Raw genomic sequence first — 17,198 nt, forward strand, 5'->3', positions numbered from 1 at the left:
GTCTGAGGCGGGAATTGCAATGGGGTGCCACGGGGGCGGTGTGGTGCAGAAGTTTGGTGCCTCCAGCGGGGATATTTGTGGAAAATGGATAGGGAGGGCGCTGGCTCAGGCGGGTTTATGGGCCGTGTAAATGTGGATTTTGGCAGGCACGGTGACGGTGCCATTGATTTCAAAGGCTTGCAGCTTGGTTTTTGTGGCGGCAACGATTTGTGCCTTGTCTTTTGCGGTGCCGTTTTGCGCGCGGATTACGCTGTTTGCGGGGCCGATGTAGGAGGATAACTCAGCGGCGTTTGCAGCGTCGCCGGGCAGGACAAGCGGGATGTCGAGCGTGGTGACAGAGGCGGAGGAGAACCCCGCTTTGGTCAGGATTTCAAGCACATAATCCGCTTCGGCAAAGGCAAAAGGGCCGGGCGCGCGGGGATCAACCGAAGGGGGGCTGCCGAGCAGATCAGTCGCGATGCGGCGGGGCAGCGTGAACCACGGGTTTTCTTTGAACGGGCCCCAGCAGGCCATCGTGAGCTGGCCGCCTGCGGTCAGGCCGCTGTAAAGATTGGTGAAAGCCGCGACAGGATCGGCAAAAAACATCACGCCAAAGCGGGAAACGATGTGATTGTATTTGGCTGATTCCAGAGGGCTGGTCTGGGCATCGGCGCAGGTGAAACTGGTGTTTGTCAGACCTTGTGATGCGGCGGATTTGCGGGCTTGGGCCAGCATGGAGGTGGAAATGTCTAACCCGAGCACACTGCCGTTTGGGCCAACGGCCTGTGCGAAATCCCGTGTGGTGGCGCCCGTGCCGCAGCCGATGTCCAGAACGGATTGGCCCGATTTTGGCCGTGCCGCGTCGATCAGGGCGGCGTTGGCCCCTGCAAACTGCGCGTCCAGTTTGTTTTCGAAAGTGACCCAATCCAGCCCCGCGCCGTCAGACCAGAATTCGGCTTGCTCTGCGTTCGGGGCGTCTGTCATGGGGTGTCCTTTGGATGGGAAGGCGCGGGTGAAACAGGCCACCCGCGCCTTGGGTTAATTGATCATTTCTGACTGTTTTACAATGACTTGTGCCTGACGGATTGAGGCGATGTCCACCAGACGGCCTTTGTAAACCGCAGCACCTTGGCCGGCTTTTTCGGCCTCTTCCATGGCGGCGAGGATTTCGCGGGCCTCGGTGATTTGGGCCTCGGAGGGGGTGAAGACCGCGTTTGCAAGGGCCACTTGTTTCGGGTGGATTGCCCATTTGCCGACCATGCCCAGCGTGGCGGAACGGCGGGCCTGTGCGTTGAAGCCCTCTTCGTCCGAAAAATCACCGAACGGGCCGTCTACAGGCAGCAGGCCATGGGTGCGGCAGGCTGAGACGATGGCCACGGTAACTGCGTGCCACGGATCGCCCAGGTGGGTTGCGCGGGGCGCGTCGCCATCGGCATTTTGCACCATATAATAGTTGTCTTGTGTGCCGCCGATCCCCGTTGTTTGCATGCCCATGGATGCTGCGTAATCCGCAGCCCCCAGCGACATGGCCGCCATGCGGGGGGAGGCCGCGGCGATTTCTTCGACGTGGGCAAGACCCGCGGCGGTTTCGATGATGACTTCGAATTTAATCGGTTTTTTGCGGCCTTTGGCCATTTCAACGGCAGAAACCAACGCGTCTACGGCGTAGATATCCCCTGCGTTACCGACCTTCGGGATCATGATCTGGTCGATCCGGTCGCCTGCGTTTTCCAGGATGTCGACCACGTCTTTATACCAGAATTCCGTGTCCAGACCGTTGATGCGGATCGACAGGGTTTTGGTGCCCCAGTCGATGGTGTTGATGGCTTCGATCACATTCAACCGCGCCTGTGCCTTGTCGGCGGGGGAAACGCTGTCTTCGAGGTCAAGGTTGATCACATCCGCGTCTGATGCGGCGGCTTTTTCAAAGATCGCGGGGCGAGAGCCCGGGGCAAACAACTGACAGCGGTTTGGGCGGGCAAGGGGGGCTGGTTGTATTTTGAAGCTCATGTCTGGGCATCCTTCGGGTAATGATGTTTCGAATCCGGCTTCCTGATTGGTAGATTATTGCGCTTTAGCCTGCAAGTGCTGCGCTGCGGCATTTTGGATCCAGCCTGTAAAGGCGCGGCATGCCGCAGCGTTGGTTTTGGATATTTTGCCCAAAAAGAGGGGGGGTTCGGGGATTTATTGCAGGTCGGCAAAGGCCTTTTGCATGCGGTCCACGGCCTTTATTACATTGGCGCGGGGGGTGCCGAGGTTGAAGCGCAGGTAAGTTTCGCCGCCGGTGCCAAAGGTCGGCCCTGCGTTGGGGGCGATTTTTGCGGTGTTGTGGACGCGGTCTGTGACCTCGGCCATGTCCATTCCGGTGTCGGTGAAATCGACCCAAGCAAGATAGGTGCCGCTGAGCGGCATGGATTTGACACCGGGGATCGCATTGATGCCTTCGTCAAAGATTCGGGCATTTTCTTCGATATAGGCGACAAGCCCGTCAACCCAGGCCGCACCTTCGGGAGAATAGGCGGCGGCGGTCATGGCGGTGCCAAAGATTGTGGGAGAGACGCCAAAGGCCATCATTGTGGCCGAAAACGTGGCGCGCAGTTTTTCGTCGTGAATGATCACATTGCCTGCGTGGTTGCCCGCGATGTTAAAGGTTTTTGAAGGCGCGGTTAGCATGATCAGACGGTCGATGCATTCGGGGGCTGCCACCGGCATGGGCAGATGGGTGGCGCCTGAAAATACGATGTCATGGTGAATTTCATCCGAGACGATCAGCAGATCGTGGCGCTTGGCGAAAGCGGCCAGATTTTGCAGGTCTTCTTTGCTCCAGACCCGCCCGCTGGGGTTGTGAGGCGAGCAGAGGATCAGCATTTTTTCCGCGCCAGTCATTTGGGCATCATATGCGTCAAAATCCAGTTCATAGCGGCCGTTCTGTTCGACCATCTGGCATTCTTTGACGGTGCGGCCTGCGTTTTTGATCACTTTGGCGAAGGCGTGATAGACTGGGGTGAACAGAACTACTGCATCATCAGGCTGGGTGTAGGCCTGCAAGCACATGCCAACGGCGTTCACCAATCCGAAGGTGGTAAAAATTTCTTCGGCTTTCACATCCCAGCCGTGGCGGTTTTTCATCCACCATATGATGGCGTTGTGATAGTCGGAATAGTCGGATTGATAGCCAAATATACCCTGATCGGTCAGGTCTTGGGCCGCTTTGATGATGCAATCGGGCGAGCGGAAATCCATATCAGCCACCCACATGGGCAGACCTTCATCGGGCGAGACCCCGTAAATCGCTTCCATTGCATCCCATTTTGCACATTTGGTCCCACGGCGGTCGATGATGTCGTCAAAGCTCATTCTTCTATTCCTGTCTTAGAGTTTGGCGGATGCTACGATCTGGACCAGCAGGTGCAAGCGGTTTTTCAGACGCTTGCATGGCGGCTGGGATTATCCTAAATGGCGGGCATGTCTGTAAAAGAAATCCTGATACACCCCGACCCGTTGTTGAAAAAGGTCTGTGCCGCTGTGGAAGCAGTGGATGCAGATGTGCAGGCTTTGGCCCGTGATATGCTGGAAACCATGTATGATGCGCCGGGCGTTGGTCTTGCAGCGCCGCAAGTGGGTGCGTTGCGGCGTCTGTTTGTGATGGATTGCACCAGCAAGGAAGAAGAGCCGGAGCCACTGGTTCTGATAAACCCCGCCGTTGTCTGGACCAGCGATGAGAAAAACGTCTACAACGAAGGGTGTTTGTCGATCCCTGAAATGTATGAAGATGTAGAACGGCCTGCGCGGGCTGTGGTGCAATTTCTTGATCTGCAAGGCGCCCAGCAAGAACGTGAATTCGACGGGCTTTGGGCCACCTGTGCGCAGCATGAAATCGACCATTTGAATGGTAAGCTGTTCATTGATTACCTGAGCGGGTTGAAACGTTCGATGATCACCAAGAAAATGCTGAAGCTGAAAAAAGAGCGGGCGCGCGAATGAGCCTGTTGCCCATTGTGATGCATCCTGATCCGGTTTTGCGGCAGGTGTGTTCTGCGGTGGAAGTGTTTGATGACGGTTTAGCCCGACTGGCCGCGGATATGTGTGATACCATGTATCACGCGCAGGGGCGTGGTTTGGCGGCACCGCAAGTGGGTGATTTGCGCCGTATGTTTGTGTTTGATGCGGAATGGAAACAGGGTGCGCCCTGTCCGTTTGTCTGTGTGAACCCCGTCATAACCGCGATGGGGGATGAAACCCGTACAGTGCCGGAACAATGTCTTTCGATTCCAGATCAGCCTGTTGCGGTTACACGTCCTGCGCGCATATTGCTGGTCTGGCAGGATGTTAACGGTGCCCGCCACAGGCAGGAATTCGACGGGGATGCCGCCGTGATTGTACAGCATGAAGCCGACCACCTAGAGGGTCGCTTGGTGCTTGATTATTTAGAGGAAACCCCATGACCATACGTCCGTTTATTCCTTGGCCCGACCAACGGCTGCGCAGTGTCTGTGACCCCGTTGAAACGGTGGACGATCAGGTGCGGGAGATCTGGGATGATATGCTTGAAACAATGTATGCCATGCCGGGTGTCGGGCTTGCGGCCTGTCAGATCGGCGTGATGCAGCGCCTTGCGGTGGTGGATGCGTCGGAACAGGGTGACAAGCCGCTGCGCATGGCGAACCCTGAAATTATTGATGCCAGTCTAAAGCTGCGCGAACATACCGAAGCCTCGCCGAATTTGGTGGGGGTTTCGGCCAAGATCGCGCGGCCCCGCGGGGTGACGGTGACCTATCTTGATGAAAACGGTGTGAAGACGCGCAAGGATTTGGTGGGGCTTTGGGCGACAAGCGTGCAGCACCAGATCGACCATCTGAACGGTAAGATGTATTTTGACAACCTGAGTGCGGTCAAACGCAAGATGCTGGTGGCCAAGGCCCGCAAGCTGGCCCTGAAAAACGGACGCGAGTCATGAGAGTGATTTTTATGGGCACGCCGGATTTTTCAGTGCCGATCCTGCAAGGTATTGTTGCGGCAGGGCATGAGGTCTGTGTAGTTTACTGCCAGCCTCCGCGTCCTGCGGGGCGGGGCAAGAAGGATCGTCCCTCGCCTGTACAAAAAGCGGCAGAGGCGCTGGGTCTTACCGTGCGCCATCCGGTGAACTTTAAGGATGCGGCGGATCGGGATGAATTTGCGGCATTGCAGGCGGATGTGGCCGTGGTGGTCGCTTATGGGCTGATCCTGCCCCAAGCCTTGCTGGACGCGCCCGCCAAAGGCTGCCTGAATATTCACGCCAGCCTGTTGCCCCGTTGGCGCGGGGCCGCGCCGATCCACCGTGCAATTCTGGCGGGGGATGCGCAGACCGGTGTTTGCGTGATGCAGATGGAGGCGGGACTGGATACGGGGCCGGTGCTTTTGACGCAAACCACCGATATTTCTGACGGTGACACCACGGGTGGTTTGCATGACCGGCTTAGCCTGTTGGGGCGGGATGCGATCCTGTCGGTTCTGGATAAAGATGTGTCCATGCCCGCCGTGGCGCAGCCTGAAGACGGCGTCACCTATGCCGCCAAAATCGACAAGGCCGAAGCCGCCGTGGATTGGGCATTGCCCGCCACCGAAGTGGATCGCCAAATTCGCGGGCTTTCCCCGTTTCCAGGCGCGTGGAGCGTGATGGAGGGGCAGCGGGTCAAGCTGTTGATGAGCCGTGTTGTGGACGGGGCTGACTCTGGGTCTGCGGGCACGGTGCTGAACGCTGATTTGCGGGTGGCCTGTGGTACAGGTGCCGTGGATTTGCTGCGCTTGCAACGGGCGGGTAAAGGGGCGATGGAGCCTCTGGATTTTTTACGCGGTTTCCCTATTCCCAAGGGCGCTGTTTTTGGCGGCGAGACTGAGACTTAAAGCCTCCGGCGGGGATGTTTGAAAAACAAAAAACTATTGTTTTGGGGGGCGGCTTTTGTAGACGGGCAGGCGCCAGCCAAAAGCGATGGAACCTGCGCGTAGCACCAAGGTTACCACGGTGCAGGCGGCCAGTGGGGCGAAGAGGTGGTTGGTCAGTTCCGTCGTAAACAAGGCCGCGATTGCGCCTGCAAAGGCGGCGGTGACATAGAGTTCACCTTGTTTCAGGGCTAGTGGAACTTCATTGGCCACCACATCGCGCATTAACCCGCCCATTGTACCTGTGACGGCCCCCATCAAGGCAACGATGATTGCGGATTGGCCCGTTGAAAGTGCCACCCCAACCCCTGCGGAAACCGCCACGGAGAGGGCCAGTGCATCGAGCCACAGGATCAGGCGCAGGCGGCTTTCAAAGCGGTGCGCGGTGACAAACACCAGTGCCGCCGCAAGGCTGGCGATCAGGATATAGCGTGGGTCTTCGATCCAGAATATCGGGTTTCGGTCCAGCAACAGATCGCGAATGGTGCCGCCACCCACTGCCGTAAGGCTGGCCAGAAACACAAAGCCGATGATATCAAGCTGGGCACGGCTGGCGGTCAGCGCGCCAGTCAGGGCAAAGACAAAAACCGCTGCATAATCAAGGGCATCAAGCGGGTTCATTTGCGTTTGGCGGGTTTGAAAGGCTCCATGCCTTCGCGGGCCAGTTCGTCAGCCCGTTCGTTTTCAGCGTGACCTGCGTGGCCCTTGATCCACTTCCACGTGATGCTGTGGCGGGTGGTTGCTGCGTCCAGCAATTTCCACAATTCCTCGTTTTTTACCGGTTTTTTCGCGGCTGTTTTCCAGCCGTTTTTCTTCCAGCCGAAGATCCATTTGGTGATGCCGTCTTTGACATAGTTACTGTCGGTCACAAGGGTGATTGTGCTGGGTTTTTCTAAAGCCTCTAGCGCGTTTATCGCAGCTAAAAGTTCCATGCGGTTGTTGGTGGTGTCAGGCTCTCCGCCTTTCAATTCGCGGGTTTTGATCACAGTGTCACCATCGCGGGCGATCAGCATGGCGCCCCACCCCCCCGGGCCAGGGTTTCCAGAGCAGGCACCGTCTGTGTAAGCGTATAAGTCAGGCATGGGCAGTTACAATAATCCAAGGTGAGATGTCGCCAGCAAGCCCGGTATCAGAGCCGGTGGCAGAGGAGGTTGGAGTGAAACCGGCGGCGCGCAACAAGGCGTCCAGTTCTGCGGGTTCAAAATAGGTGTATTGCCGCCCGAGGCTGTCCCGTTCGGTACCTGTTCCGGTTTTGACACCGATCACAAAGATCCCTTGGGGTTTCAGCGCGGTGTGGATCGCGGTCAGGTGACGGGGGATGTGGTCTCGGGGGGCGTGAAGCAGTGAAAAACTGGCCCAGATGCCATCATATTCGGCGGTCTGGATCACATCGTCAAAAGTGCCAAGGGTGATGTCCAGACCATAGCGTTCCTTGCCCAATTCCACCATCTTAGCGCTGGCGTCGAGGGCGGTGACGCGAAACCCTGCGTCGCGCATCGTTGCGGCGGCATTGCCCGGGCCACAGCCCAGATCAAGGGCGTGGCCACCTTTCGGCAGGGCCTCCATAAAGGCGCGCAAATGACGGGAGGGCGCGTCGCTGGTGATCAGCTTGGCGTAGTCTGCGGCTTTGGCGTCATATATTTCTATGGTCTGGCGGTCCATCTTAGGCGCGTTCCAATGCCAGCTTGGCCCCAAGTGCTGCAAAACTGATGGCAAAGGTGCGGCGCATCCACGCCATGGCGCGGGGGCTTTCAACCACATAGCGGCGCAGGCTGCCCGCGGCCAGCGCATAGCCAACCATCACCAAGCCCGTCATGGCCACAAAAGCAAACCCCAGTTGCAACAGTTGGCCTGTTGCCTGACCTGTGTTGGCGGTGTCAGGGGTGATGAACTGGGGCAGGAATGCCAGAAAAAACATCGGTAGTTTGGGGTTCAGCAGGTTCAGGATGATACCACGCCAGACAATCCTTAACGGGTTGGCGGCAGAGCGGTCAGGGCTGACAGACAGGCCGCCTGTGCCTTTCAATGTGCCCCACGCCATATACAAAAGATACCCGACCCCTGCGAATTTCACGGCTGAAAACAGCAGCGCCGAAGTGTGTAACACAGCCGCCAAACCAGCCAGTGCAGCCCCAAGGTGAAAAGCCGTGACCAAGGTGCAGCCCAATGCGGCCCAAAGCCCCGCTTTCAGGCCCGCCCCCAAGGACATAGACAGGGTGAACACCACACCAATGCCGGGCGCGAGGCAGACGATCAATGCGGTAACAAGGAACTCGGGGGACATGGCGCTCTCCTGATTGGGTGGTTCGTTTGTGTCATGGATGGGGCGCTGGAATCAATCGGCTTTGTCTGGGATTCGTCTGCGCACCGGAGGTTAGATACTCAGGCGGGTCACAGTCAGGCAGGCGATGATCACGATTGTGGTGGGGATGCGCAGGGTTAGCCACCAAGGCGGGGTTAGGGTGGATTTTTGAAACGACGTGTCGATGACGAGAAGGGCTGGAAAGCCGAACATCAAAGCCTCGAGCTTGTCGGCATCGCTGCCAGCTACGGCGAAAAACACGTAAAGGGCTGGAATTGCCCCCGTGATATAGGCGTAAGACGACTGACCCTTTGGGGAGTGGGACGCAAAGCCCCACAGAATTCCCGTCAAAAAGGACATTATAACAATGCCGTAGTGGATGACGGATTCAACACTGCTGGAGGGAAAGGGGGTGAAGACGGTATCCGTGGCCGCCCCGATTGCGCCGATGATAAATGGCGCAGTTCCAAGGGCTGCCAGCGCCAGTGGGGTGCGCGGCGGTAGGGCCAGCGCCATCAGGCGGCGTTGTCGCGCAGCACACGGGGCACTTTGAAGCTGACGTTTTCCACGGCGGTTTCGACCACTTCGCTGGTGACGTCATAGCGGGCTTTGAAAGCGTCGATGACCTCGTTTATCAGCACCTCGGGGGCGGATGCGCCTGCAGTTATACCGATAGAAGTGATCCCGTCGAGCGCGCGCCAGTCGATGTCTGTGGCCCGTTGCACCAGTTGCGAATAGGCGCAGCCAGCGGTTTTACCGACCTCGACCAGACGTTTGGAATTGGACGAGTTTGGCGCGCCGATCACCAGTAGTGCGTCGATGTACGGGGCAACCGCTTTGACTGCTTCCTGCCGGTTGGTCGTGGCATAGCAGATGTCTTCTTTATGGGGGCCAACGATGGCGGGGAACCGTGCTTTCAGGGCGCTGACGATTTCGATTGTGTCATCCACCGACAGGGTTGTCTGGGTGATGTAGGCCAGTTGGTTCGCATCGCGGGGAGACAGTTTCGCCACATCTGCGGGGGTTTCCACCAGCAAGACCTCGCCCTCGGGCAGTTGGCCCATGGTGCCGATGGTTTCTGGGTGGCCATCATGACCGATCATCACCATTTGCAGACCGTTTTGATGGTGGCGTTCCGCTTCGATGTGGACCTTGCTGACCAGCGGGCAGGTGGCATCCACAAAGATCATTTCGCGGGCTTGGGCGGCGGCGGGGACGGATTTCGGTACGCCGTGGGCGGAAAAAATCACCGGACGGTCGTCAGGGCATTCAGACAGCTCTTCGACAAAAACCGCGCCTTTGTCGCGCAGGCCATCCACCACATATTTATTGTGCACGATTTCATGGCGCACAAACACGGGTGCGCCCCATTTTTCGATGGCCATTTCCACAATCTTAATGGCGCGGTCTACGCCGGCACAAAATCCGCGCGGGGCAGCAAGGTAGAGGGTCAAAGGTGGTTTGGTCATCGAATTGGCCCGTTTTAGGGTGTGGCGCAGGGGTTCACCGCAGCATTACAGTGAGGTTGGCCCAATACCTAGGGCATCTGCCCGCACAGGTCGAGCCTGCGGCAGGGATAATTCCACCAATTGGCGTTTTGAAGCGGTTTGTGCGTGCCTCGGTGGCGCTTAGTGTGGATGAGGTGTTGCATATTCGTACTACTTGTGCGGTAAAATTACCGTAACAGCTCTATCAACTAATTGATAAGTCAAGTTTACTTGGTAGGGTTGAATGTGGGTAGTGGGTTTCTATTTTTTCTTCAATTCTAATACGCTAAGCTTGGGTCCGATCTGGGGTCTACGGCTTGGCGCAATGAGGCAGGCACTATGAAGATATTGGCGGTAGACGATGATCCGGAAATTCTGGAAATTTTAGGGGCATTTTTGGCACATGCTGGCTATGAGGATGTTGCAACCGCGCATTCGGCGGCTGAGGCTTTGACCTTGGTGGAACAGGCTCGCGAGCCGTTTGAATGTTTCTTATTGGACATTCAAATGCCAGGCATGACAGGTACAGAGTTGATGAAGCGGTTGCGTAGCATGCCGCAGTACAGCGAGGTTCCAGTCCTTAAACTGACAGCGATGAGTGATCAGGAAAACCTGTCAAAATCTTTTGCCGGCGGCGCGCTGGATTACATCGTCAAACCCTTCGAGTTCTTTGAGGTTGAGACCCGCTTACACGCAGCTGAATTGCGCTTGGCGACCCTACGCAATCGCAAAACCAATCCGGAAGTTAATGTTTCAGAGATTGAGAAAACCTTTGGGCGGTGGGTCGAACGGTCAACAATGACAGTGGGCGACGCGCCAGCGGGGTTGATTACCAAAGTTGCGTTTGAAAACTATCTGTACCAGTTAAAAAGCAAACATCCTGAAAGTTTAAACGTTATGGCGATCCAGTTAAAAAACCTGGATGCGCTGCATGGGCGGCTTAGTCAGGACGGGTTTAACTATTACGTTCAACAGCTTGTCGCGGGGCTGTCCCGTCTGTTCGAAAAAGAAGGCTGCCTTTATTCATATTACGGCGGCGGGTCGTTTTCTGTACAAACGCCCCATTTTTCGGCTGCTCAGGCGGTGGAGCTGTGTGATAAAGTCCGTCAATTGGTTACCCGCTTGGACGAAGCCTTTATTCAGGTCGACTTTATCCGGACCGATCTGGCATTCGGACACGCCAGCCATCAGGGCGGGGCGCAACATAAGATGCCGATCGAGATGCTGGAAACCGCTATTTCACAGGCGAAAGCAGCCTAGGCTGCCGAGCGCGTGTAATGAGGCTGTTGTTCGGAAATCAGTTTGTTTGCATGGGCGAAAGACAGCAAGCGGCGTTGATTTTCGTCCCACAGGTGCAAGCGGGCGCATTGAAAGCTTTGGGCCAGCGTAATGGTCTGAATGTCGGCCAGTCTGCTGTGGTCGCTCAGGACTTCTGGCAGGCGGTAAAACGGGATACGGCAGTTCAGGTGGTGGACGTGATGCACGCCGATATTGGCAGTTAGCCAGTTCAAAACTGCGGGCAGTTTATAGTGTGAACTGCCGTGAAATGCGGCGTCTTGGATGTTCCATTCGTCATCCCGGTCCCAGTGAGTTTCTTCGAATTGGTGTTGGACGTAGAACAGCCAGACCCCAACAGCGGCGCCCAGAATGATGGTGGGGGCAAAGACCAGAACCAATGGCCAGATCCCGCCGAAATAAGCAACGATACCAAGCGCCAGCAGGATCATCGCATTGGTGCCCATCGCAGAACCCCAGTATTTTGATCCCGCTTTCATCAACCCGACGGGGATGCGGTTTTGTAATACAAACAAGTAGATAGGCCCCAAGCCAAACAAAACGAGAGGCGAGCGGTACAGACGATAACCCAGTTTCTGCCAGCGGGTCAGTTGCGCATATTCGGCAACGGTTTTGGTGTGAACATCCCCCATCCCACGGTGATCCAGATTGCCAGACGTGCTGTGGTGATGGGAATGGGATTTGCGCCAAACCGCATATGGCGTCAGGGTCAGCACGCCAATACAGCGCCCGATCCAGTTCGAGGCGGTGGCGTTTTGCAAAAACGCGCCGTGGCCGCAATCATGTTGAATGGCAAAGAGCCGTACAAGAAAGCCCGCGTTTACCATTGCGATCAGCACGGCCAGCACAGGGCTGATCGAAATCGCCCACCAAGCCAGTGCCCATAGGGCGATAAACGGAAAAATACTGGCACAGAGTTCGAAAACCGCCCGCGCGGTGTCAGGTTTTCGGTATTGAGCAAGGCTTTGGGCCCAGTCGCGTGCGCTTTTCTCGGATGCTTGTGGCGCATCCGCGCGTTGGGGGTGGGCCATGAAGGATGGTTTCCTTGCCTGTTTTCATCTTGTTGTTGCGCATTGGTCTAAGCTACGGAGTCTGACTGCGCAACCTGCGTTCCTTACAAACTAAGCTCGCTTCGTTTCTTTTTGGTTAGTTTCGCTACGACCATATCATAGCTGTCACGCAGATGCTCTTTGAGCGCGGTGTCAGACAGGCCGGGCGTGTCGTAATGTTGCAACCATTTCAGCCCCCGAGAGGCCAGATAGGGGGCGGGCCGAATGCCGGGCTGATCTGACAAAACTTCAAATGCGATTGGGGCCGCTTTGAAGGTGAACGCGTCTTTGCCGTCGTTCCAGCCACAAATGGCAAATACCTTGCCGCCGACTTTCCACACATCCGCATTACCCCATTGGATCACATGGGTGGTCTGGGGCAGGGCGGCGCAGAAATCGTTGAATTCATCGCGGGTCATGGGGCGAGTCTATGGGGTTAGGGCGGTGTCGTCGTAAGGTTAACGTTGTTTAAGGGCTTGGGCATAGTTCAGGCATTTGTGGCTGATATTCACCCAAGCCTCTAAACGCAAAAAAGGCACCTTGCGGTGCCCTTTGTTCTTAATCTTCAGTCTCGTATTCGGCTTCGTCGCGTTGGCCTTCCGCGCCTTCAGGGCGGGGGGGGCGGCCGATTACATCACGCAATTCGTCCAGTTCGATGAAATTATCGGCCTGACGGCGCAGATCGTCGGAAATCATCGGGGGCTGGCTGCGAATTGTGGAAACAACCGAAACACGGACGCCTTTACGTTGCAGGGATTCAATCATCGGGCGGTAGTCGCCGTCACCAGAGAACAGAACGATATGATCTACAAACGGGGCGAGCTCCATGGCATCGACGCAAAGTTCGATATCCATATTTCCCTTCACCTTACGGCGACCCATGCTGTCTGTGTATTCTTTGGCGGGCTTAGTCACCATATTGAAGCCGTTGTAGTTCAGCCAATCAACCAGCGGGCGGATCGGGGAGTATTCGTCACTTTCCAGCAATGCAGTATAATAAAACGCGCGAAGCAATTTGCCCCGACGCATGAACTCTGATCGTAAGAGTTTGTAGTCGATGTCAAAGCCCAAGGCCTTGGCAGCGGCATAGAGATTTGAGCCGTCAATGAACAATGCCAGACGCTCGTCGCGATAGAACATAAATGATCCTTCCAAAATGTCTGTTCAGCTGGTGCGGTGTCGTTTATTGGCGTGTTGTATGACCCAGCTGAAGTTCCGCGGTAAATAGGTTTATATTTTGGCACTGCAACAACAAAATGCCCGAAAAGTCCTTTCAAAGTGCTTAATTGCTCTGGGATCAAACCTGTCAAACGAAATTGGCGCTTCAGTCGATTTAGTAGAAGCTGCAATCGAAGATATGTCAAGCAATGGTCTATTTGCGGTTGAGATAAGCGGTTTTTTTCGCACGCCTGCGTTCCCGATCGGCTCGGGTCCGGATTTCGTAAATGCCGCTGTGTGCTGCGAAACTTCACTCTCTGCAGAGTCTGTTTTAGCGGCACTACATAAGGTTGAGTCAAAACTTGGCCGCACGCGCAACGAGCGATGGGAAGCGCGTGTTATTGACCTCGATTTGATAGATTACGACGGGGCGATTTTGCCCGACCCTGCGACATTTTCACAATGGCGTGAATTATCGCTCACGCAGCAGATGAAGCGCACGCCTGACCAAATGATTCTGCCCCATCCGCGTGTTCAGGACCGATTGTTCGTACTGATTCCCCTTAAAGATGTTTCTCCTGACTGGCACCATCCCGTGTTGGGGTTAAGTTTGGATGAAATGATTGAGAGTTTTGACGCCACCGCCCGTGCTGAAATTCAGCGGCTGGGCTGATCGACGCTGGTTCGCAGGCTCTGTGTGCCGCGATAGGGGCTTAGCCCTTGCAATCCTGCCTGAAAGCAGCTATTTGCCCACCCTTGATATCCCCAAACCGCCGGAGCGCCCCAATATGGCACGTGTAACAGTTGAAGATTGCGTAGATAAAATTCCGAACCGTTTCGAGCTGGTTATGCTGGCCGCGCATCGGGCACGGGAAATTACCACAGGCGCAGAAATCACTGTGCCCCGCGACAATGACAAAAACCCAGTTGTGGCCCTGCGCGAAATCGCCGAGGAAACGCTGACGTCCGATCAACTGCGTGAAGCTGCAATTGAAAGCTATCAAACCCAGATTGAGGTGGACGAGCCTGAAGAAGATCAAATGGCGTTGCTGATGGGCACTGAACAGGACAAACCTGACGACGATATGTCTGAAGAGAACCTGTTGCGCGCGCTGATGGAAGCGCAAGAAATGAAATAAGGCCCTATGCGGCCTTCGGTTCAAAACAACTCTGAAATGGTGCCGGCACAGGTCTTAGTTGACCTGATGAAGGCCTATAACCCGAACTGCGACGCGGAACGTATCGAAGCGGCCTATGACTATGGCAAGCTGATGCATACGGGGCAAACGCGCCAGTCGGGGGAGCCGTATTTTACCCATCCCATTGCTGTGGCGATGATTCTGGCCGAGCAGCGGCTGGATGATGACACGATCATCACCGCCTTGCTGCACGACACAGTCGAAGACACAAAATCCACCTATCAGGCCGTCGAAAAACGCTTTGGCACCGAAGTGGCCCAACTGGTGGATGGTGTCACCAAGCTGACCAATCTGGAACTGTCCTCTAAAGATAACAAACAGGCCGAGAATTTCCGCAAGCTGTTGCTGGCCATGTCCAAAGACGTGCGGGTGATTCTGGTCAAGCTGAGCGACCGCCTGCACAATATGCGCACAATCCGTCATATGGTGGATGACAAACAGGAGCGCAAAGCCCGCGAGACCATGGAAATCTATGCCCCGCTAGCAGGGCGCATGGGTATGCAATGGATGCGCGAAGAGCTAGAGGATCTGGCCTTTCGGGTGCTGAACCCCGAAGCCCGCAATTCCATCATGCGCCGTTTCCTGACCCTGCGCAAAGAAACCGGTGATGTCACGCCGCAGATCACCCAGGACATTCGCGACGTGCTGGCCAAGGCCGGTGTCGAGGCCACTGTGTTTGGGCGCGAGAAAAAACCCTATTCCATCTGGCGCAAGATGGAGGAAAAGAAAGAGGGTTTCTCGCGTCTGTCCGACATCTTTGGCTTTCGGATCATCACCAAGACCGAAGACGATGTTTATGCTGCGCTGGGGCAGGTGCATCGCCGCTGGCGGGCAGTTCCCGGGCGGTTCAAAGATTATGTCAGCCAGCCCAAAACCAACGGCTACCGCAGTATTCACACCACGGTTTCAGGGCGCGATGGCAAACGGGTGGAAATCCAGATCCGCACCCAGCAAATGCACGATGTTGCCGAAGCAGGAGTCGCAGCGCACTGGTCTTATCGCAACGGCGAGCGGGTCGAAAATCCCTTTGCGGTTGATCCGTTCAAATGGCTCGAAGAACTGACCGAACACGTGGCCAACAATGACATGAACGAGGAATTCCTCGAACATGTGAAGCTGGATATGTTCGCGGATCAGGTGTTTTGTTTTACCCCCAAGGGCGATGTGATCAAACTGCCGCGCGGGGCCACGCCGATTGATTTCGCCTACGCTATTCACACGCGCATCGGCTCTGCCTGTGTGGGCGCCAAAGTGGATGGGCGTCGGGTGCCGCTGTGGACGCGTTTGCGCAACGGCCAATCGGTGGAAATCACTACAGCCGAGGGCCAGCGCCCGCAATCCACATGGATGGATATTGCGGTGACGGGGCGGGCCAAATCGGCCATTCGACGGGCCCTGCGCGAAGAACACCGCGAAGGCTTTGTGCGGCTGGGTCGTGAACTGGCCCGTGTGGCGCTGGAACGGGTCGGCAAGAAAGCCACCGATAAGGCGCTGGGCACGGCTGCGGCCCATATGGGCATCGGATCCGCCGAGGAAATGCTGGCGAAAATCGGTAGCGCTGAAATGACCGGCAAAGAACTGGTCAGTGTTCTCTATCCCGAACTGGTGCGGGTGGATGATATTTCCCACGAAGAACCCGCTGAACGGATCATCGGTCTGGATGCGGACCAATTCGCCCAGACCAGCATCTGTTGCCAACCCTTGCCCGGGGAACGGATTGTCGGCATTGCCACACGGGGCAGCGGTGTTTTGGTGCACCGGATTGATTGTGACCGGCTGGTTGAATACGAAGACACCCCCGAACGCTGGATCGACTTGCGCTGGCTGGATGGCAAGCGCGTTGCCGATCAGAATGTCACTATCGAAGTGACTATGGCCAATGACGCGGGTGTATTGGGGCGGATCTGCACCTTGATCGGCGAACATAACGCCAATATTTCGAACCTTGAATTTACCGACCGTAAACAAGATTTTTACCGAATGACGATTGATATAGAGGTGCGGGATGTGGAACATTTGATGCACGTCCTGACGGCCGTCGAAGCCGATTCGGATGTGGCGCAAGTGTTGCGCAAAAGTCGGAAAAACCAAACAGAGTGACCTGCGGGTTCTGGCGTGTTGGCGCCAAGGACGTTAAGAGCAGTTCAACGATTGCCCAAAAGGTGCCGCGAGCGTGTTCAAACGCAGAAACCAAAGGACTTGGCTGCAAACAATTGCAGAGTTCTTCTATCCCAAATCAGGATGGAAGCGCGCCTTTGAGTATGTAAAACACCGCATCAAACGCCTGCCTGACACGCCTCATAAAATTGCGCTTGGTATTGCCTGTGGCACTTTTGTAACTTTTACACCGTTTTTCGGGCTGCATTTTTTCCTTGCCGCGGGGCTGGCTTTTGTGCTGCGCGGCAATGTTCTGGCATCACTGCTTGGCACTTTTGTTGGCAACCCGATCACCTTCCCGTTCATCGCAGCCACCAGCTTTCGCTTAGGTCTGTGGATGATGGGAGAGGGACATGAAGGTCGGGTCTGGCACAGGGTCAAACATGGGGTTGTTGAAACCTGGAGCACGATCCTTGCCAATGCCAAATCCATGTTCGGCTACCCGCCCAGCCCATGGGAAGGCGTGACCTCGTTCTTTTATGATGTGTTTGTGCCCTATCTTGTGGGCGGCATCATCCCCGGACTGATCTGCGCTGTGGCGATCTATTTTGCCTCTAAGCCGATGATTGCCGCCTACCAGCGCCGCCGCAAAGGGGCGTTGATGAAAAAGATTCAGGACCTGCGGGTCAAAAGACAGCAAAAAGCAGACTAA

At 56.0% G+C, this 17,198-nt stretch carries 21 protein-coding genes; 9 read left to right on the forward strand and 12 right to left on the reverse strand.

Features of this window, described 5'->3' with window-relative positions; all coding sequences use genetic code 11:
• Window positions 1-105: 105 nt before the first annotated feature.
• The 3 genes from GGE09_RS20740 to GGE09_RS20750 form a co-directional block, all read right to left on the reverse strand.
• The gene (locus GGE09_RS20740; protein ID WP_309748064.1) at window positions 106-963 is read right to left on the reverse strand and encodes a class I SAM-dependent methyltransferase; all 858 of its coding nucleotides are present in this window, start codon (window positions 961-963) and stop codon (window positions 106-108) included.
• A gap of 54 nt (window positions 964-1,017) precedes the next feature.
• Window positions 1,018-1,989 (reverse strand): CoA ester lyase, encoded by a 972-nt coding sequence (locus tag GGE09_RS20745; RefSeq protein ID WP_309748065.1) that lies wholly within the window; start codon window positions 1,987-1,989, stop codon window positions 1,018-1,020.
• Between the two features lie 174 nt (window positions 1,990-2,163).
• The gene (locus GGE09_RS20750) at window positions 2,164-3,336 is read right to left on the reverse strand and encodes a MalY/PatB family protein (RefSeq protein ID WP_309748066.1); all 1,173 of its coding nucleotides are present in this window, start codon (window positions 3,334-3,336) and stop codon (window positions 2,164-2,166) included.
• A gap of 108 nt (window positions 3,337-3,444) precedes the next feature.
• Here GGE09_RS20750 and def (GGE09_RS20755) point away from each other — a divergent pair, with 108 nt between their 5' ends.
• From def (GGE09_RS20755) to fmt, 4 genes are read left to right on the forward strand one after another with little or no spacing between them, the layout of a single operon-like run.
• The gene (def, locus tag GGE09_RS20755; protein WP_309748067.1) at window positions 3,445-3,963 is read left to right on the forward strand and encodes a peptide deformylase; all 519 of its coding nucleotides are present in this window, start codon (window positions 3,445-3,447) and stop codon (window positions 3,961-3,963) included.
• Window positions 3,960-4,424, forward strand: a complete 465-nt coding sequence (def, locus tag GGE09_RS20760; protein ID WP_309748068.1) for a peptide deformylase — start codon at window positions 3,960-3,962, stop codon at window positions 4,422-4,424. Before def (GGE09_RS20755) ends, def (GGE09_RS20760) begins: the two co-directional genes overlap by 4 nt.
• Window positions 4,421-4,936 (forward strand): peptide deformylase, encoded by a 516-nt coding sequence (gene def, locus GGE09_RS20765; RefSeq protein ID WP_309748069.1) that lies wholly within the window; start codon window positions 4,421-4,423, stop codon window positions 4,934-4,936. Before def (GGE09_RS20760) ends, def (GGE09_RS20765) begins: the two co-directional genes overlap by 4 nt.
• Entirely contained in the window at window positions 4,933-5,862 is a 930-nt protein-coding gene (gene fmt / locus GGE09_RS20770) for a methionyl-tRNA formyltransferase (protein WP_309748070.1), read from the forward strand. The genes def (GGE09_RS20765) and fmt overlap by 4 nt, the downstream gene beginning before the upstream one ends.
• Before the next feature lie 33 nt (window positions 5,863-5,895).
• On the opposite strand, the gene GGE09_RS20775 is transcribed toward fmt, so the two are convergent.
• From GGE09_RS20775 to ispH, 6 genes are all read right to left on the reverse strand, one after another.
• Window positions 5,896-6,519, reverse strand: coding sequence for a trimeric intracellular cation channel family protein (locus GGE09_RS20775; protein WP_309748071.1), 624 nt, complete (start codon window positions 6,517-6,519; stop codon window positions 5,896-5,898).
• Window positions 6,516-6,980 carry a ribonuclease HI gene (gene rnhA / locus GGE09_RS20780; protein ID WP_309748073.1) on the reverse strand — a complete coding sequence of 155 codons (465 nt, stop codon included), beginning with the start codon at window positions 6,978-6,980 and terminating at the stop codon, window positions 6,516-6,518. The genes GGE09_RS20775 and rnhA overlap by 4 nt, the downstream gene beginning before the upstream one ends.
• A complete protein-coding gene (locus tag GGE09_RS20785; RefSeq protein WP_309748074.1) occupies window positions 6,973-7,560 on the reverse strand; it encodes a class I SAM-dependent methyltransferase in 588 nt (195 codons plus the stop codon). Before GGE09_RS20785 ends, rnhA begins: the two co-directional genes overlap by 8 nt.
• A gap of 1 nt (window position 7,561) precedes the next feature.
• Window positions 7,562-8,182: a LysE family translocator gene (locus GGE09_RS20790; RefSeq protein ID WP_309748075.1), complete on the reverse strand. Its 621-nt coding sequence runs from the start codon at window positions 8,180-8,182 to the stop codon at window positions 7,562-7,564.
• A 90-nt stretch (window positions 8,183-8,272) separates the two neighbouring features.
• Window positions 8,273-8,716 (reverse strand): DUF3429 domain-containing protein, encoded by a 444-nt coding sequence (locus GGE09_RS20795; protein ID WP_309748076.1) that lies wholly within the window; start codon window positions 8,714-8,716, stop codon window positions 8,273-8,275.
• Window positions 8,716-9,669 (reverse strand): 4-hydroxy-3-methylbut-2-enyl diphosphate reductase, encoded by a 954-nt coding sequence (gene ispH / locus GGE09_RS20800; RefSeq protein ID WP_309748077.1) that lies wholly within the window; start codon window positions 9,667-9,669, stop codon window positions 8,716-8,718. The genes GGE09_RS20795 and ispH overlap by 1 nt, the downstream gene beginning before the upstream one ends.
• Window positions 9,670-10,026: 357 nt before the next feature.
• Here ispH and GGE09_RS20805 point away from each other — a divergent pair, with 357 nt between their 5' ends.
• Window positions 10,027-10,947: a response regulator gene (locus GGE09_RS20805; protein WP_309748078.1), complete on the forward strand. Its 921-nt coding sequence runs from the start codon at window positions 10,027-10,029 to the stop codon at window positions 10,945-10,947.
• Here the strand turns inward: GGE09_RS20805 and GGE09_RS20810 are convergent.
• From GGE09_RS20810 to GGE09_RS20820, 3 genes are all read right to left on the reverse strand, one after another.
• Window positions 10,944-12,014, reverse strand: coding sequence for a fatty acid desaturase (locus GGE09_RS20810; protein ID WP_309748079.1), 1,071 nt, complete (start codon window positions 12,012-12,014; stop codon window positions 10,944-10,946). The genes GGE09_RS20805 and GGE09_RS20810 overlap by 4 nt on opposite strands.
• Before the next feature lie 83 nt (window positions 12,015-12,097).
• Complete coding sequence (locus GGE09_RS20815) at window positions 12,098-12,451, reverse strand: MmcQ/YjbR family DNA-binding protein (protein ID WP_309748080.1); 354 nt, start codon at window positions 12,449-12,451, stop codon at window positions 12,098-12,100.
• 139 nt (window positions 12,452-12,590) lie between these two features.
• Complete coding sequence (locus GGE09_RS20820; protein ID WP_309748081.1) at window positions 12,591-13,172, reverse strand: NYN domain-containing protein; 582 nt, start codon at window positions 13,170-13,172, stop codon at window positions 12,591-12,593.
• 97 nt (window positions 13,173-13,269) lie between these two features.
• On the opposite strand from GGE09_RS20820, the gene folK reads away from it, so the two are divergent.
• The 4 genes from folK to GGE09_RS20840 all read left to right on the forward strand — a co-directional run bounded on the left by folK (window position 13,270) and on the right by GGE09_RS20840 (window position 17,198).
• Window positions 13,270-13,863 (forward strand): 2-amino-4-hydroxy-6-hydroxymethyldihydropteridine diphosphokinase, encoded by a 594-nt coding sequence (folK, locus tag GGE09_RS20825; protein ID WP_309748082.1) that lies wholly within the window; start codon window positions 13,270-13,272, stop codon window positions 13,861-13,863.
• Between the two features lie 115 nt (window positions 13,864-13,978).
• Window positions 13,979-14,329 (forward strand): DNA-directed RNA polymerase subunit omega, encoded by a 351-nt coding sequence (rpoZ, locus tag GGE09_RS20830; RefSeq protein WP_309748083.1) that lies wholly within the window; start codon window positions 13,979-13,981, stop codon window positions 14,327-14,329.
• Window positions 14,330-14,365: 36 nt separating this feature from the next.
• Window positions 14,366-16,489: a bifunctional (p)ppGpp synthetase/guanosine-3',5'-bis(diphosphate) 3'-pyrophosphohydrolase gene (locus GGE09_RS20835; RefSeq protein WP_309748120.1), complete on the forward strand. Its 2,124-nt coding sequence runs from the start codon at window positions 14,366-14,368 to the stop codon at window positions 16,487-16,489.
• A 73-nt stretch (window positions 16,490-16,562) separates the two neighbouring features.
• Window positions 16,563-17,198 (forward strand): DUF2062 domain-containing protein, encoded by a 636-nt coding sequence (locus tag GGE09_RS20840; RefSeq protein WP_309748084.1) that lies wholly within the window; start codon window positions 16,563-16,565, stop codon window positions 17,196-17,198.

Origin of the sequence: Roseobacter sp. N2S (assembly GCF_031454055.1) — a bacterium.
Taxonomy (GTDB): domain Bacteria; phylum Pseudomonadota; class Alphaproteobacteria; order Rhodobacterales; family Rhodobacteraceae; genus Amylibacter.